16 protein-coding genes and 1 riboswitch are annotated in these 13797 nt (G+C 39.1%); of the genes, 3 read left to right on the forward strand and 13 right to left on the reverse strand.

Features of this window, described 5'->3' with window-relative positions:
• Positions 1-4 precede the first annotated feature (4 nt).
• From AC1TO6_RS01870 to AC1TO6_RS01915, 10 genes are all read right to left on the reverse strand, one after another.
• A complete protein-coding gene (locus tag AC1TO6_RS01870; RefSeq protein WP_482099902.1) occupies positions 5-352 on the reverse strand; it encodes an ASCH domain-containing protein in 348 nt (115 codons plus the stop codon).
• A gap of 150 nt (positions 353-502) precedes the next feature.
• Complete coding sequence (gene ribH, locus AC1TO6_RS01875; RefSeq protein ID WP_482099903.1) at positions 503-967, reverse strand: 6,7-dimethyl-8-ribityllumazine synthase; 465 nt, start codon at positions 965-967, stop codon at positions 503-505.
• 13 nt (positions 968-980) lie between these two features.
• Positions 981-2174: a bifunctional 3,4-dihydroxy-2-butanone-4-phosphate synthase/GTP cyclohydrolase II gene (locus AC1TO6_RS01880; protein ID WP_482099904.1), complete on the reverse strand. Its 1194-nt coding sequence runs from the start codon at positions 2172-2174 to the stop codon at positions 981-983.
• A 12-nt stretch (positions 2175-2186) separates the two neighbouring features.
• Positions 2187-2840, reverse strand: a complete 654-nt coding sequence (ribE, locus tag AC1TO6_RS01885; protein ID WP_482099905.1) for a riboflavin synthase — start codon at positions 2838-2840, stop codon at positions 2187-2189.
• A gap of 261 nt (positions 2841-3101) precedes the next feature.
• Positions 3102-3917 carry a bifunctional diaminohydroxyphosphoribosylaminopyrimidine deaminase/5-amino-6-(5-phosphoribosylamino)uracil reductase RibD gene (ribD, locus tag AC1TO6_RS01890; RefSeq protein WP_482099906.1) on the reverse strand — a complete coding sequence of 272 codons (816 nt, stop codon included), beginning with the start codon at positions 3915-3917 and terminating at the stop codon, positions 3102-3104.
• Positions 3918-3976: 59 nt separating this feature from the next.
• Positions 3977-4125: riboswitch (FMN riboswitch) on the reverse strand.
• Positions 4126-4422: 297 nt separating this feature from the next.
• A complete protein-coding gene (locus tag AC1TO6_RS01895; protein WP_482099907.1) occupies positions 4423-4866 on the reverse strand; it encodes an OsmC family protein in 444 nt (147 codons plus the stop codon).
• A 65-nt stretch (positions 4867-4931) separates the two neighbouring features.
• Positions 4932-6695, reverse strand: a complete 1764-nt coding sequence (locus AC1TO6_RS01900) for a methyl-accepting chemotaxis protein (RefSeq protein ID WP_482099908.1) — start codon at positions 6693-6695, stop codon at positions 4932-4934.
• Between the two features lie 528 nt (positions 6696-7223).
• Positions 7224-7685 (reverse strand): S-ribosylhomocysteine lyase, encoded by a 462-nt coding sequence (locus tag AC1TO6_RS01905; protein WP_482099909.1) that lies wholly within the window; start codon positions 7683-7685, stop codon positions 7224-7226.
• Positions 7686-7905: 220 nt separating this feature from the next.
• Positions 7906-8655 carry a FixH family protein gene (locus AC1TO6_RS01910; RefSeq protein ID WP_482099910.1) on the reverse strand — a complete coding sequence of 250 codons (750 nt, stop codon included), beginning with the start codon at positions 8653-8655 and terminating at the stop codon, positions 7906-7908.
• Between the two features lie 373 nt (positions 8656-9028).
• Complete coding sequence (locus tag AC1TO6_RS01915) at positions 9029-9676, reverse strand: DedA family protein (protein WP_482099911.1); 648 nt, start codon at positions 9674-9676, stop codon at positions 9029-9031.
• Positions 9677-9905: 229 nt separating this feature from the next.
• Here AC1TO6_RS01915 and AC1TO6_RS01920 point away from each other — a divergent pair, with 229 nt between their 5' ends.
• From AC1TO6_RS01920 to AC1TO6_RS01930, 3 genes are all read left to right on the forward strand, one after another.
• Positions 9906-10202, forward strand: coding sequence for a hypothetical protein (locus AC1TO6_RS01920; protein WP_482099912.1), 297 nt, complete (start codon positions 9906-9908; stop codon positions 10200-10202).
• 84 nt (positions 10203-10286) lie between these two features.
• On the forward strand, positions 10287-10607 hold the full coding sequence (locus tag AC1TO6_RS01925) for a YflT domain-containing protein (protein WP_482099913.1): 321 nt from the start codon (positions 10287-10289) through the stop codon (positions 10605-10607).
• Positions 10608-10750: 143 nt separating this feature from the next.
• Positions 10751-11119, forward strand: coding sequence for a hypothetical protein (locus tag AC1TO6_RS01930; RefSeq protein WP_482099914.1), 369 nt, complete (start codon positions 10751-10753; stop codon positions 11117-11119).
• Positions 11120-11210: 91 nt separating this feature from the next.
• On the opposite strand, the gene rlmN is transcribed toward AC1TO6_RS01930, so the two are convergent.
• From rlmN to AC1TO6_RS01945, 3 genes are all read right to left on the reverse strand, one after another.
• Positions 11211-12275 carry a dual-specificity RNA methyltransferase RlmN gene (gene rlmN / locus AC1TO6_RS01935; protein WP_482099915.1) on the reverse strand — a complete coding sequence of 355 codons (1065 nt, stop codon included), beginning with the start codon at positions 12273-12275 and terminating at the stop codon, positions 11211-11213.
• Between the two features lie 155 nt (positions 12276-12430).
• Positions 12431-12808, reverse strand: a complete 378-nt coding sequence (locus AC1TO6_RS01940; protein WP_482099916.1) for a cytochrome-c oxidase — start codon at positions 12806-12808, stop codon at positions 12431-12433.
• 733 nt (positions 12809-13541) lie between these two features.
• Positions 13542-13721, reverse strand: a complete 180-nt coding sequence (locus AC1TO6_RS01945) for a hypothetical protein (RefSeq protein WP_482099917.1) — start codon at positions 13719-13721, stop codon at positions 13542-13544.
• Positions 13722-13797 lie beyond the last annotated feature (76 nt).

A 13797-nucleotide genomic window follows, 5' to 3' on the forward strand; every position in this document is an offset into this window, starting at 1 on the left:
AACGTCATTTCGCCACGGGGCTATATTCATGCACCCATACGCTCATCGTCGGTATCCATGGCATTTTATCATGCATCGCAAGAATGGATTGTTTATATTCCTCCATCGATGTGTAGCCCTCTTGCTTTGCATTTTCGTCCGTCATTTCACCAAGCGTCTGTGAATATATTGCATCTACTTTGAACTCTTTACCTTCGAGTACCATTATTTCACCAAGATCTGCATAAACACCATTACGACGTGTAGCCGTCTTTTCGCCATTTATCACTTTCTCAACGTCTTTTGGAATCGTAACAAGCCTCTCAATCGAACATGTTTTTTCAGGAAGTCTAACATTTGATTGTTCACTCATGTAAATCGCCTCATTTCATAAAATAACAACTCCCTCTATCATAACTATTCCAAGCGAAATTAGCGAGACTTCTGGTCACAGATACTAAAATAAAGACAAAATAGGCTCAGTATCCAGGTAATCGGATACTGAGCCTTCACTTATCAGTAATTAAATCTGTTTCAACAAATTCGCCATCTCAATTGCAGAATTCCCTGAATCCCATCCTTTATTTCCAGCTTTCGTTCCTGCCCGTTCAATTGCTTGTTCAATTGTATCCGTCGTCAAGACACCGAAGATGACTGGGATGCCTTCCTGCAGATTGATGGCTGCGACTCCTTTAGCAACTTCATTACAAACAAAGTCGAAATGCGGTGTTGATCCGCGTATGACTGTGCCAAGTGTGATAACAGCATCGTACTTACCGGAAGCAGCCATTTTCTTCGCGATTAGCGGGATTTCATAAGCACCCGGTACCCACGCAACAGCAATATCACTTTCATCCACTCCGTGACGATGCAATGCATCTTCCGCTCCGCTCAATAATTTACCAGTGATGAAATCATTGAATCTAGCAACGACGATACCAATTTTAAGCCCTGTTCCAATTAAATGTCCTTCATAAATTGTTCCCATTATTATTTCCCCCTCAACTATTTAGTATATGGCCCATTTTACTTTTCTTTGTGTCCACATACGCTTTATTTGATTCTTTTACTGGCATTTCGATTTGAATACGCTCCGTTACTTCCAAGCCATGTCCACCCAGACCGGCGATTTTACGCGGGTTGTTCGTCAAAAGATGAATGGTTGTTAAACCGAGTTCCCGTAGGATTTGTGCGCCGATTCCGTAATCTCGGAGGTCATCCGGGAATCCTGATTTTTCATTAGCCTCAACCGTGTCGTATCCTTCTTCTTGTAGCTTGTATGCTTTCATTTTATTGACAAGACTGATGCCCCGCCCTTCCTGACGCATATACAGCAGGACGCCTCTTCCGGTTTTTTCAATCTGCGTGAGTGCTGCCTGAAGTTGAGGGCCGCAATCACATCGGCATGAGCCAAAGACATCGCCTGTCAAACATTCCGAATGAACGCGGACTAGTACATTTTCAGCATTTTCAATATCACCCTTTATCAAAGCAATATGTTCATGCCCGGTTTCTGTTTCTTTAAAAGCGACTGCTTTGAAATCACCATAATCCGTCGGCAAATCAATATCCACGATACGCTCGACAAGTTTTTCAGTTTTTCGGCGATAAGCAATCAGTTCCTGAATCGTTAAAATTACAAGGTCATATTTATCCGCGATTTCTTTTAGCTGTGGTCCTCTAGCCATCGTTCCATCGACATTCATAATTTCAACTATCACGCCCACCGGCTCTGACCCAGCAAGCTTCGCAAGGTCGACCGCAGCTTCTGTATGACCTGACCTTTTTAAGACACCGCCAGCCTTGGCAATCAATGGGAAAATATGACCAGGTCTTGTAAAATCAGTCGGTCTGGCTTCACTCCCCAGCATCTTCAACACGGTTTCTGATCGTTCAAATGCAGAAATACCAGTGTGACACTGCGCGTGATCGATGCTTATCGTGAAAGCTGTTCCGTTTACATCGGTATTATTATTTGTCATAAGTCCAAGATCAAGCTGTTGGGATTTCTCTTCATCTATCGGCACGCAAATCAATCCACGACCTTCAGTCGCCATGAAATTAATCATTTCCGGCGTTGCAAATTCACCAAGCGCAACAAAGTCCCCTTCATTTTCGCGATCCTCGTCGTCAACAACAATTATCGCTTTTCCTTTTTTCAGATCTTCGATTGCTTTTTCTACGGTAGTGTACATCTTTTTTCCTCCTTAACTGAGGAATCCGCTTGCGACAAGTGTATCCATTGTTAAACCGCCAGTTGATTTCTCTTTGTTAGTAGTAGTCATAAGCCGTTCAATATATTTTGCAAGCATGTCGCATTCTACGTTCACTTTATCCCCTGGTCTTTTCCGACCGATGATTGAGTCATCTTGTGTAACCGGAATTAGTGAGATGATAAAACTTTCTTCTGTCACACCAAAGACAGTAAGCGAAGTACCATCCACTGTTACTGAACCTTTCGGGATGAAATACTTCAACAATTGAGGCTCGACACTGATTTCAACATAAATGGCATTTTCTTTTTGTCTTACTGACACGACTTCTCCGGTGCCATCAACATGTCCGCTGACGATATGACCACCGAATCGACCATCTGCCGCCATTGCACGCTCAAGATTGACGGGACTTCCCGTTCGCAATGCATGAAGCGTTGTCGCCTTGACTGTTTCAGGCATGACGTCGGCAGAAAAATGATTACTTGAGAAGTCCGATACCGTCAAACAGACACCGTTCACTGACAAACTGTCGCCTTTTTTAACATCGCTCAGCACTTTAGCGCAACGAATTGATAGTTGCATTGAATTCGATCCTGGTCTGACCGCTGAAACTGTTCCTATTTCTTCGATAATTCCAGTAAACAATTATAGTCAATCCTCCTTCAGGAACTTGGCACGCAATCGAATATCGTCCCCGATTTGTTGCACATTAAAAAAACGGAGTGATTCTCATCCGCCATCCTGTTCTGCGTGTCGTCCACATAGATAGATGCCTATTGCCAGTCAATCTCGGTGCCATTTACAAATACAGTTCATCCGCCAAGCCTTCAGTGATGAAACTGCAAAGGAAACGGCTGTCGCCTTCGACAAACAACTTCATCTTTACCAGACGATTTAAAATTACATTCAAAAAAGGTACATTTTCTGAGATCCTTTCAATTGAAACGAGAGGATATTCGAAAAAGCAGGTTCCGACTCTGGTAAATCGAGTGTAAAAAAAATTGTTTCTGTAGCGCAGTCAGTTACGACATTAGCCGTTTTGGGCGTCCTGAGATGCCGTTCTAAAATAGTTCGAATTGGATTCTTTCCACCATGGGGCAAACGGGTGGTGAGGAAAGGGTTATTGTGAAGTACGGTTTGTACGCCAGCCAAAATAGCATCATGGATATTGCGGAGGTGATGGACTACGGTTCGTAATGCAGCCGAAGTAATCCATTTGCTGTCCCCATTCTGCGTTGAAAGTCTACCGTCAAGAGTTGCGGCGGCTTTCAAGGTGTCGTATGGTGTCCCGTATTTGCTGAAATACAAAAATGCTTGGTTTGACTGCTCTGCCTCTTGTTGTAAAATGCCGGAGATGACTTCGATTCCCGCTACTTTAAGAAGCCCGACTCCTGTTCCTTTTACGGAAGGATTCGGATGGAAAGACGCAACAAAGAAACGTTGAATTCCTGACGATCTAAGTAGATCTGTACACGAAAGTGTTTTCCTTCTATGGAAAAACTGTTCTAGTGCCAAATATAGATCTGCACCAACAGAATTCAAACCTGTCATCGTCAGTGCCTGCACTTCTGTATGAGGTGTTCTAGCTCGCAAATGTGCACCGGTCCCTAATATCAGACCGTCTTTCGCGCAAACAGCACCGACGAGTAGATTCGGCGAGGCTTGTCCCTGTGCAGTCCGCACCAGTTCAAGAGCAACTCTCATATAATGTTGAGGTTCCATTTGCATTCCCCCTTTCACTATTTGAAAGGGCAGAGCTTGCAAGCATAGTACGTATAGCCAAAACACTTCTCCCATCCAGACTGTAACTGTCGGTGCCGGAATTTCACCAGCTCCACCGCCTTCCTAAACGAAGAAGGACGGGTCACGGACTTACGAGCTATGCTCGATCACCGTCGGTAAGGAATTTCACCTTGCCCCGAAGAGTTTGTTTATACGTACCGATTTAAAGTTAACATACTTTTATAAAAAAAACAAAAAAACTCAGTTCGTTTCAAAACGGAACTGAGTCTCAGTCATCATTGTCCTTATTCTATTAAGTCTCCAATCGAATCGATATCAATGTATTACGGAACAACTAGACCAAATTTTAACACCTTCCATACTTACGCCAAGTTCTTCAAATTTACCAACGGATTTCCAGGATATGCATTGAACGTTTATGCTATCCAAGCTTCGAGTGGTGCCTCTGAACCAAAGTCAGCACCCCCTGTTGTGAATGGAGATTTTATTTTACCACTTTCGCTTTCAATTCAATTTCAACATTTCCTTTTATCGCCCGGCTAATCATACAGGATGTTTCTGCCTTTTCCGCAAGTTTATAAGCAAGTGCTTCATCCTTTTCAGTCGCATCCAGTTTCAAAACGATTTGGGGTTTATGTATAATTTTTTTGTATGTAATGACACCGTTTGTTACATCGACAATTCCCACAGACTCCATTGTCAACGCTTCCTTTTCAAGCTTGCTGCGTTCCATCATCGCAGCGAGCGTAATAATATAGCATGTGGCGGCTGCTCCTAATAACATTTCATCAGGGTTTGTACCTACTCCTGGCCCATCCATTTCAGGAGGTATTGACACTGTTGTCTTCAAATTCCCAGCATCAATCGTTCCGATATCATTTCGTAAACCTGGCCAATCCGCTTTCAAATAAAAGTGATGTTCTGCCATCGTGTATGCCCCCCTTATATTTTGTTGCTGTAATCATCTGTACAATTCTATTTTACACTTCGGTCTCAATTCGTAGTATTAAATTGATTGGCATTTTCCAATAGCTTATCTGAAAGTAAGGATAGCTCTGCTCCCGTTTTCTCAACTTCTTGCATCGCTTCGACTTGCTCCTGAAACGCCTGTATCATTAGCACTGCATTACTCTTATTTTTCTTTGAAACATTTCCCACTTGTTGCGTAGATTGTTCCAACAAGGGTAGGCCGCTTTCCAATAAGTCTAATTGTTCTTTCATAATGAACAACTTTTGATCCAATAGTCGAATATGATTTGTAGCTTCTTTAAAATTCTTACTATTTTCATAAGTCATGCTCTCAAAAGCCGTCGCTTTCTGTTTCATTTTTTCTATGTAAGCAGTAGAATTATCAACAGATTGTTCCATTTCAGAAATCGTTCCTTTTATTTCTTCTGTTGCATTGGCAGATTGCTCCGCTAAACGTTGTACCTCGTTCGCTACTACTATGAAACCCGCTCCTGCATTTCCAGCTCTTGATGCTTCAATTTTCGCATTTAATGCAAGCATGCGTGTTTGGTTCGTAATTTTGTCAATTGTCGTAACAACTTGTGATACAGACAAGAACTTTTTTTGTAAAGCATCAATCGTTTGAATGACGCTTTTCATACTATCAAAGAAGGTATGCATACTATTAGCAGCTTCGATTGTCGAATCCTCTCCAGCTTTTACGACTTGCTCCGTAACTGTTGCCACTTGAAATACTTCGTCCATTTTATTGAACATTACACCCATTTGCATTTTCATATGCTGAAAAGCTTGTTGCTGAGATACTGAAACTGAAACTGTCTCCGATGCAATCTTCTCTAACTCAGAAACTTGAACTTTTAAATAATCGTTTTTCGTTAGAAGTGTATTTGAATTCTCATTTAAGTGACTTCCGGTCTGCGCTAATTGTGTACTGGTGTTTTTAATTTCCACTAGCATCTGAGACATATTGTTGATCATCATCTGGAAACTTTTTATAAGGGAATGAAATTCGGGTGTAGTTGATTGAATCGATAGGTTGACACTTAAGTCTCCCTCCCTGACCATTTGCATTTTTTGTTGTAATACAGTTATTGGTTTCGTCATTCGGTGAATCGTTGGTGTAATGACTAGTAATGCAATGATTAATGCAAGTAGGATTGACACATAAATTACCTTACTCATTTCTCTCGTATCAGATAAGTAATCGCTGTCTGGAACGACAATAACATATTCTCCGCCTAATTCTTGAATACGGAAAAAGCTAATGGTATATGGATTCCCCTGAATTGTTTCATGTAAAATACCTTTTCCTTCTTTACTAATTTTTTCTGCGATTTGATTAGACAACTTCAGAGTTGAATTTCCATTAACAGCAAAAGGGATCAGTTGATCATCCTTACCGTAAAATATAGTTGGATTATAACCATCTTGCGTTAGTGAAACATGTTGCCTTTTTATGACTCCCTCAAGCTCTTTCATAAAGTTTTCTTGATTACCTACATGCACTAACATCAATGTTTTCGCCATATCATTGACAATTGTCACTTCTCGTTCCAAGTGTGAAGATACAAGATTAATCGTGCTGGTTTTCATTTTTTCATATGCTGTCAACCCTATCGTAATGGTAGATACTAGTAAGATAGCTAAAATTACACCTAGAAGTCGCAATTTAAATGAGATGGTTGTTAGCCTTAATGAAAAGACTTTCCTTTTCACTTTTTTAAAAAGGGACGAGCCCATTTTAAAAAATTTAATCCTTTTACTCCAAACAGCCTTTTCTTGTACCATTCGCCTCATCTCAACAAGCACCTCACAGGAATTTATACTCAATTTTCTCACAAGCATGTAAAAACCCTGTAAAAGTTGTGTAAAGTTTCTGTAATTTTTGGAGGATTTACGTTAGTGATGATAAATAGGTCACTGAAAAGATTTCGTATTGAAGATTTAACTGTTGATTACTTGCATGGAACATCAGGGCTTTAAAACCACCTTTTTCACTGGACTATTTTCGGCGAATTATAACGACACTTTTACTGAGGGGCAAGTATGGCATCCTATTGTGATTAATTACCTGCCGTGTTCCTTGGGAGAGCGACGGATGAACAAGCTTCATAAGATTGCCGAAAAAGTAAGTAGGGGATGCGAATTTGTCGCATCCCCTACTTACTTAGACCTCTCGATAAGCATATAAAACTTGTTCAATTCAAAGCGAACCAAAAGCACAGATACAAGTAGTACCTAGTGTGCGATCAAGTTATTTACTGGTTTTCATTAGTTCATCGTCAGATGCGTATTTTTACATATTAAAAAAAACCTTTATTGAGCGAACACTTGACGCCACTCATCTTTTTTCTCAAGCATTTCTTTCGCCAATCCTTTTGCCCCTTCCAGGCTATGGCTTGCAGCCCAACCACACTGCACTTCATTGCAAGCTGGAACCTCTGTTGCTGTGAGTACATCTTCCAACGTCTTTTCTAACACAATTAGAATATCGTCAAAATCATCATGATTAATAACGGATAAGTAAAAACCTGTTTGGCAACCCATGGGACTTAGGTCGACAACATTATCCGAATGGTTTCGAATATTTTCAGCCATTATATGTTCAATAGAATGGAGGGCATCCATTTTCATATGCTCTTTGTTCGGTTGTTTGAAACGAATATCGTATTTATACACTTCATCACCATGGGTCCCTTGCTTAACACCTGCTAATCGCACGTACGGTGCCGCAACTTTTGTATGATCTAAGTTAAAACTTTCAACATTCATTTTCATTTTTATCTCCCTCTCATTATCTATTGAATTCCTATCTGTTTACCACAAGATATAAATGTTATTACTATTTATATCATAAAAAGGATTTATTAGCTATCAGAATAGTTGAAATAACACAATACTTCTTGGGGAAAATAAATTATGCAAAGTCATTTCCCCCTTGATTAATTTGCAAATAAAAACAAGCCCCCTTAACATCGTCAGGGAGGCCTACTCTTACTTATTCCATAACTTCAATTGAATGTTCTTCGTGCTCATGTAATTCATTATCGTCTTCTACATGAATTTGTATTTTATGTGACCCTGCTTCTGTGAATTTATAAGTTATTGAATACTCGCCGGCAACTTTTTCTTCCGCATCTATCCAATCATGTTTGTCGGGATTAGCGTCATCCCAGATTTCAAAACGTACACGCACTTTTTCAAATGGCTCTCCATCAAATTGCAAGTTCACGATGAATTCATTATCCTCGCCCGACTTTATATTTTCACGTTCCATAAAGTCCATCGAAAATCCGTCTGCGTGGTGATTTTCAACTTCTCCTTCAGCTGCCTTTTCATAATGCCCGCCGTCACCAACTGTAACTTCTTTCACGGGCATTGTGTGCAAGCCTCTCGCTGTTACATGGACTTGAATATGGAACAGTCCATCATGATTAAATGTTTTTTCGGCTGAGTATATTCCATTCTCGTCGTTTGTTGATTCAACTTTTTCACTAGCGTCTTTTTTACCTTCTTCCCAGATTTCGAATACAACTTCATCTGCATCATCTATTTTGTCTTCACCCTGTGTAACGACAGCAGACATTTCTACAGTTCCATTCACTTCAACCTCTTCTGTAACAGTTAGGTCTACTTTAAGTGGTAGTGCTATTCCTGCTGCGTCTTTTTTCACAGCATCCTCTTTACCGCATGCTGCCATTGTTAGTAACACAAGTACAGCCAATACCACTCCAATTTTTCTCTTCATTGAAATCCCCCCGTTGTCTTTTTACTTAACGTAGTTCGCTATGTTAGTAAATGATAAGTTAGAACTTATTGTGAGATAATATGTTTCACAGGTTTTTCATATCTATTGGAAATAATGATTATATTGAAATAAGTTCCTATCTTGAATTCACCCCCCATTATGATTATAGCGATGAACAGCAAATGAGGGAACTGATTCGCATGTTTATAGAAATGAAGATGAATGGGGTAAATTTCAAGGACTTAAATTTGGCAGAGCAACTCTATCGCAAAGCACTTCTTACCTGGTGATCTTTTCGCACGGGTCCAACTTTTTTTGTGAAATTGAATCTCCAAAACACCTCCTGTAATTACAATCAGGAGGTGTTTCGCTGTTAGTATTTTTTTCGAGAGCGACTTTTTACAATACTAATAATAGCAGGCAAAACTGATATAAAAATAATTAATAATATAACAGTAGAAAAGTTTTCTTTAATAATGGGTATATTACCGAAGAAGTAGCCTGCCATTGTACATATACCTACCCATAATGCTGCGCCTACAATATTGTAAATTAAGAAATAACGGTAGTTCATCCTGCTAGCACCTGCTACAAAAGGAACGAACGTACGAACAAAAGGCATAAAACGTGCGATTACTATTGTTTTTCCACCGTGACTATTAAAGAAATTCTCAGCTTTATTCATCTTATCCTGATTAATTAATTTCCCCATAAAACTGCCCGGCTTAATTGTCATTCCAACTTTCATACCTATGTGATAATTCACCGTGTCGCCAATGACTGCCGCTATAAAGAAGCCACTGAGTAGAACGACGATATTGAATGCGTCCATCGCTGCAAGTGCACCGCTTGCAAACAATAATGAATCACCTGGCAAAAAAGGAAAAATCACAAGACCTGTTTCAACAAACACGATTAAAAATACAATTGCATAAGACCAAATACCGAAGTTCTGAATAATTTCAACCAAGTGCTGATCTATATGCAATATGAAGTTGATTAGATTTTGAATTATAGTCATTCACAAACTCGCTTTCAAATTTATTTATCAGATAAACTGATGGGCACAACCTCATTCATCATACTTCTTTCAACTGAAATTGTCACGAAGTGTAATAGAATTAGATGTTATGGTACAAGCTAATTTAAATAATAACCCAATTTACTTTTATCATCATATGAATACAATTCTGTTACAATATGCTTAGATATTACATATTATGTTCAAACTAAAGCTTGGAGGTATCACAATGAATGACAAAGACACACAAAGCGTTTCAACTCTTACATATATTATAGTCGAACGTATTATGGGTTGGTACGACCAAAAAACAAGTCGTACTGTTCACCAAATCCATTTATATAATGATACGATTTCAACAGCACAACACACTTTTAAATTAGACCACGTACATGACATGTCATACAAACCCTTTTCCAGTGGAAACGGTTTTTTCTATTTACACACAACACAAGGTGTCTTTTCCTATGAAGTCGATACAAATCCGACTCACTTCATTCTGACGTATAAAAATTTACGGAGGTAATCATTCCCTTTTTAAAAGTTTTGTTTAGTTTCCCCCTGTTGAAGGTATATAAAGAGAGAGATAAAAAAATGGAGGGATTTTATAATGACTATTAAAAAAACTGTTGAAAACGCCATTCAGGCAAAGAAAGAAATCGATGAGTTGCTTACACAAGGATATACACATGATGATATTTATATTTTCGCACATGACAAAAAAAGAAGCGACCACATTACTGATGCACTCGATACAGAAACCGTCGGTATGAAAGAACAAGGTTTCTTGGATAGCATGAAGAATATGTTCTCTTCCCGTGGCGATGAACTTCGCAGCAAAATGGAAGGTGCAGGTCTAACAAAAGAACAAGCTGCTTCTGCCGAAGAAGAACTTGATCAAGGTAAACTAATCCTTATTGCAAAGAAATAATTAAAGAAATATCCAATCTCAATTCCCTTCGTTGGGGATTGAGATTTTTTCATAGCTTAGAAAATGATTAAGCCTTACAATGCTTTTATTGGCATTTGAGCCCCATTATTCGATATGATGTATAATGAAAGCGGGTGCGGTTTATGTTGAATAAGTTGTGGAAGATTGGTTTTTTTACTGGACTTACGAGTTTTGTCCTTCTTATATTAGGTGTACGTACTATCCTAGGCCAAACACTTCTCTTTACGAACTACTTAACGTTCGGTATTTTTGGGTTAATCATTGGTACATTTTCTTTTTTACTATTATTTTACCATTTGAAGATAGCTTTTAGGATATTTATGGTTGCAGTTGTAATCGGTTTTGTAGAGTTTTTCCGTAGTTTACTAATAAACCCCAATAATATGGGCGACGCACTTGGAATGCTGTCCTTATTCATCATTTCTTCCTTCGGTTTGGGACTAGCCTTTATCGTGCAGTTCATTGTGATTTTAATGCGGAAAAATAAATAATCAATTTCATAAATACGAGATTCATCGAATTTTCCATTTCGGAATCAAAAAGACACATCCAATTTAATGGATGTGTCTTTTTTTACCTATATTAGACAGTTTTTTCTTTCTTAATCTGCTTACTTCTTAACTGACCACATGCCGCATCAATGTCTGTACCCTGTTCAAGACGGACACCGCAATTTATACCTTTTCTCTTAAGCGTTTCATAAAATGCTTTTATCGCCTCTGGTGTGCTACGGCGATACTGGTCATGTTCGTCAACCGGGTTGTAGGGAATCAAGTTAACATATGACAGGTGACGTTTATCTTCAAGCAGTTTTGCTAATTGTTGTGCTTCCGCAATGTGATCATTCACGTCTGATAACATAATATATTCAAACGTAATTCTGCGGTTTGTTGTTTCCAAATAATAATCAACAGAATCCATCAATTTTTCAAGCGGGAACGCTTTGTTAATTTTCATAACACGTGTACGAAGTTCATTGTTTGGTGCGTGCAGTGAAACTGCTAAGTTAATCTGAATATTTTCATTCGCAAACTCTCTGATTTTTTGAGGATTTCCACTTGTTGAAACGGTAATATGACGCGCACCAATTGAAAGACCTTTTTGGTCGTTGACAACACGTAGGAAATCCATCAGATTTGAGTAATTATCAAATGGTTCGCCGATTCCCATTACAACAATATGACTTACACGCTCCTCTTCAGCTTTGGCATCGAGGTGATGCTGCACTTCCATGATTTGCTCAACAATTTCCCCTGCGCTTAAATCACGGCTCTTTTTCAGCAATCCGCTTGCACAGAAGCTACAACCGATATTACAGCCGACTTGTGTCGTTACACAAACCGATTGGCCGTAAGGGAATTTCATCAAAACAGTTTCAATCAAGTTGCCATCTTGCATTTTGAATAGAAATTTGATCGTCCCATCTTCTGATTCCTGCTTAACAGTCTGTTCCAATGATTGGATGTAGTAATTTGCTTCAAGCAGTTCGATACATTCTGTATTAATATTTTTCATATCTGCAAAATTTGTTACTCGTTTTTTATATAACCAGTCCCAAATTTGTGCTGCACGGAATTTTTTCTGTCCTTGTTCCAGTAACCATTCTGTTAGTTGTTCTATCGTAAGACCATATATCGAGCTTTTCATTAATAATCCTCATTTCAAAAAATGCAATCTTAACATTATACTACATGAAATTAGAAAATGGAACAACTAATTTAATTTACTGAGTTTTTTAGTAATAAAAAAACCGCCTGTTTTCCGCATTTATCTAGCGGCAAATTTAAGCGGTTTGTTTACTTTCAAGCCGTGCGTTTATCGATATTCATAAGGACGTTGAAACCAAAACAGAATATACCAATCAGTGTAGCAGCTCCGCCTGCTGTCGCAATCGGGAAAAATACATTACCAACTCCTAGAATCGCCAAAGCAATCGCAATCATCATAACTGGAAGTCCGATGTTATGAAGCCAAAAATGTGCTTTAGCTAAACCTGTTTTCTCCAGATTCGGATATAGATGATAAAATATCCCTATGAGAGCTAATGACATCCACCCCAATAAATTGATGTGAACATGTACAGACGTCAATGTAAAGACGTGTGTGAGAGACATGTAGAGCCCAAATGAAATTCCAATCATGAAATAGACAACAGAAATCTTAAGGAACCTTTTACTCAAATTCCCCTTCCCTTCCTTCTTTTTTATATAGCTAACACTACTAACCTATTCTATGAAGCTTTGAATTCAAATAGTCTATGATTCATCATTTTTCACTATACTTTCCGCCACGCTTTGGTGTGATTGCGTCCAGATTTTGAATTGAGCTTGATCCCAGAGGACGCGAGGCCAATGAAAAACTCTCGTTACATAATACTAACCAGAAATCCTGCTAATACCGCTTCTGCGCTTTGTGGATGGTCTCTGGAAACACATTTCGTTATCAGGGACAAGACCTGTAGCCTGTAGTGCTTCTTTCTTCAAGGTAATTTGTATCAAATAGTAATCACATTATAATCTCAGTCCATAAATCTCAAAATCAATTTCAATAATGGAAAACTCCAGCGCAGGCGCGGCAAAGGGGTCGCCGAAGCCCTGAGACTGGATGCGAAGCGTTAATCCAGGCTCAGGGCCAGAGGCATCCCCAAAGCGACAAGCGTTCTTCAATCCACTTTCTGAATTACAACTCTCCCGATAATGTACACACCAGCGCAGGCGCGGCAAAGGGGTAGCCGAAGCCCTGAGCCTGGATGCGAAGCGCCAATCCAGGCTCAGGGCCAGAGGCATCCCCAAAGCGACAAGCGGTCTAGAAATCTACACTCCTAAATGATGCCTATTATATAAAGTTAAAAAGACTAGCCCCCTCCATATTCCTTGGAGGGAGACTAGTCAATCTTCGTTGCTTATTTCCTATTCATCGAACATCTTTATTTGTTTCTTTTTCTTTATTGATTTTCATAACAAGTGTTAAAATGTTCAATAGCGCAAGAACCGTGAAAAAAATGCCGAAGCCGGTTTGTCCACTTGAAAATCGCGTAAATGCAAAATAACCCATAAATGCGATAAGTGCAATATCAATGTATTTAGATCCCATGTAAGACACTCCTTTGTTAACACAACTATATCAGTTTCAATACACACTACACCAAATTATTTCGTTTTCGCATCAA

Source organism: Sporosarcina sp. Y352 (assembly GCF_056786535.1).

Bases quoted from the DNA above. Each gene is read 5' to 3' on its own strand.
- AC1TO6_RS01870 (WP_482099902.1), bottom strand. From the start codon at position 352: ATGAGTGAACAATCAAATGTTAGACTTCCTGAAAAAACATGTTCGATT.
- ribH (WP_482099903.1), bottom strand. From the start codon at position 967: ATGGGAACAATTTATGAAGGACATTTAATTGGAACAGGGCTTAAAATT.
- AC1TO6_RS01880 (WP_482099904.1), bottom strand. From the start codon at position 2,174: ATGTACACTACCGTAGAAAAAGCAATCGAAGATCTGAAAAAAGGAAAA.
- ribD (WP_482099906.1), bottom strand. From the start codon at position 3,917: ATGGAACCTCAACATTATATGAGAGTTGCTCTTGAACTGGTGCGGACT.
- AC1TO6_RS01895 (WP_482099907.1), bottom strand. From the start codon at position 4,866: ATGGCAGAACATCACTTTTATTTGAAAGCGGATTGGCCAGGTTTACGA.
- AC1TO6_RS01900 (WP_482099908.1), bottom strand. From the start codon at position 6,695: ATGGTACAAGAAAAGGCTGTTTGGAGTAAAAGGATTAAATTTTTTAAA.
- AC1TO6_RS01905 (WP_482099909.1), bottom strand. From the start codon at position 7,685: ATGAAAATGAATGTTGAAAGTTTTAACTTAGATCATACAAAAGTTGCG.
- AC1TO6_RS01910 (WP_482099910.1), bottom strand. From the start codon at position 8,655: ATGAAGAGAAAAATTGGAGTGGTATTGGCTGTACTTGTGTTACTAACA.
- AC1TO6_RS01915 (WP_482099911.1), bottom strand. From the start codon at position 9,676: ATGACTATAATTCAAAATCTAATCAACTTCATATTGCATATAGATCAG.
- AC1TO6_RS01920 (WP_482099912.1), top strand. From the start codon at position 9,906: ATGAATGACAAAGACACACAAAGCGTTTCAACTCTTACATATATTATA.
- AC1TO6_RS01925 (WP_482099913.1), top strand. From the start codon at position 10,287: ATGACTATTAAAAAAACTGTTGAAAACGCCATTCAGGCAAAGAAAGAA.
- AC1TO6_RS01930 (WP_482099914.1), top strand. From the start codon at position 10,751: ATGTTGAATAAGTTGTGGAAGATTGGTTTTTTTACTGGACTTACGAGT.
- rlmN (WP_482099915.1), bottom strand. From the start codon at position 12,275: ATGAAAAGCTCGATATATGGTCTTACGATAGAACAACTAACAGAATGG.
- AC1TO6_RS01945 (WP_482099917.1), bottom strand. From the start codon at position 13,721: ATGGGATCTAAATACATTGATATTGCACTTATCGCATTTATGGGTTAT.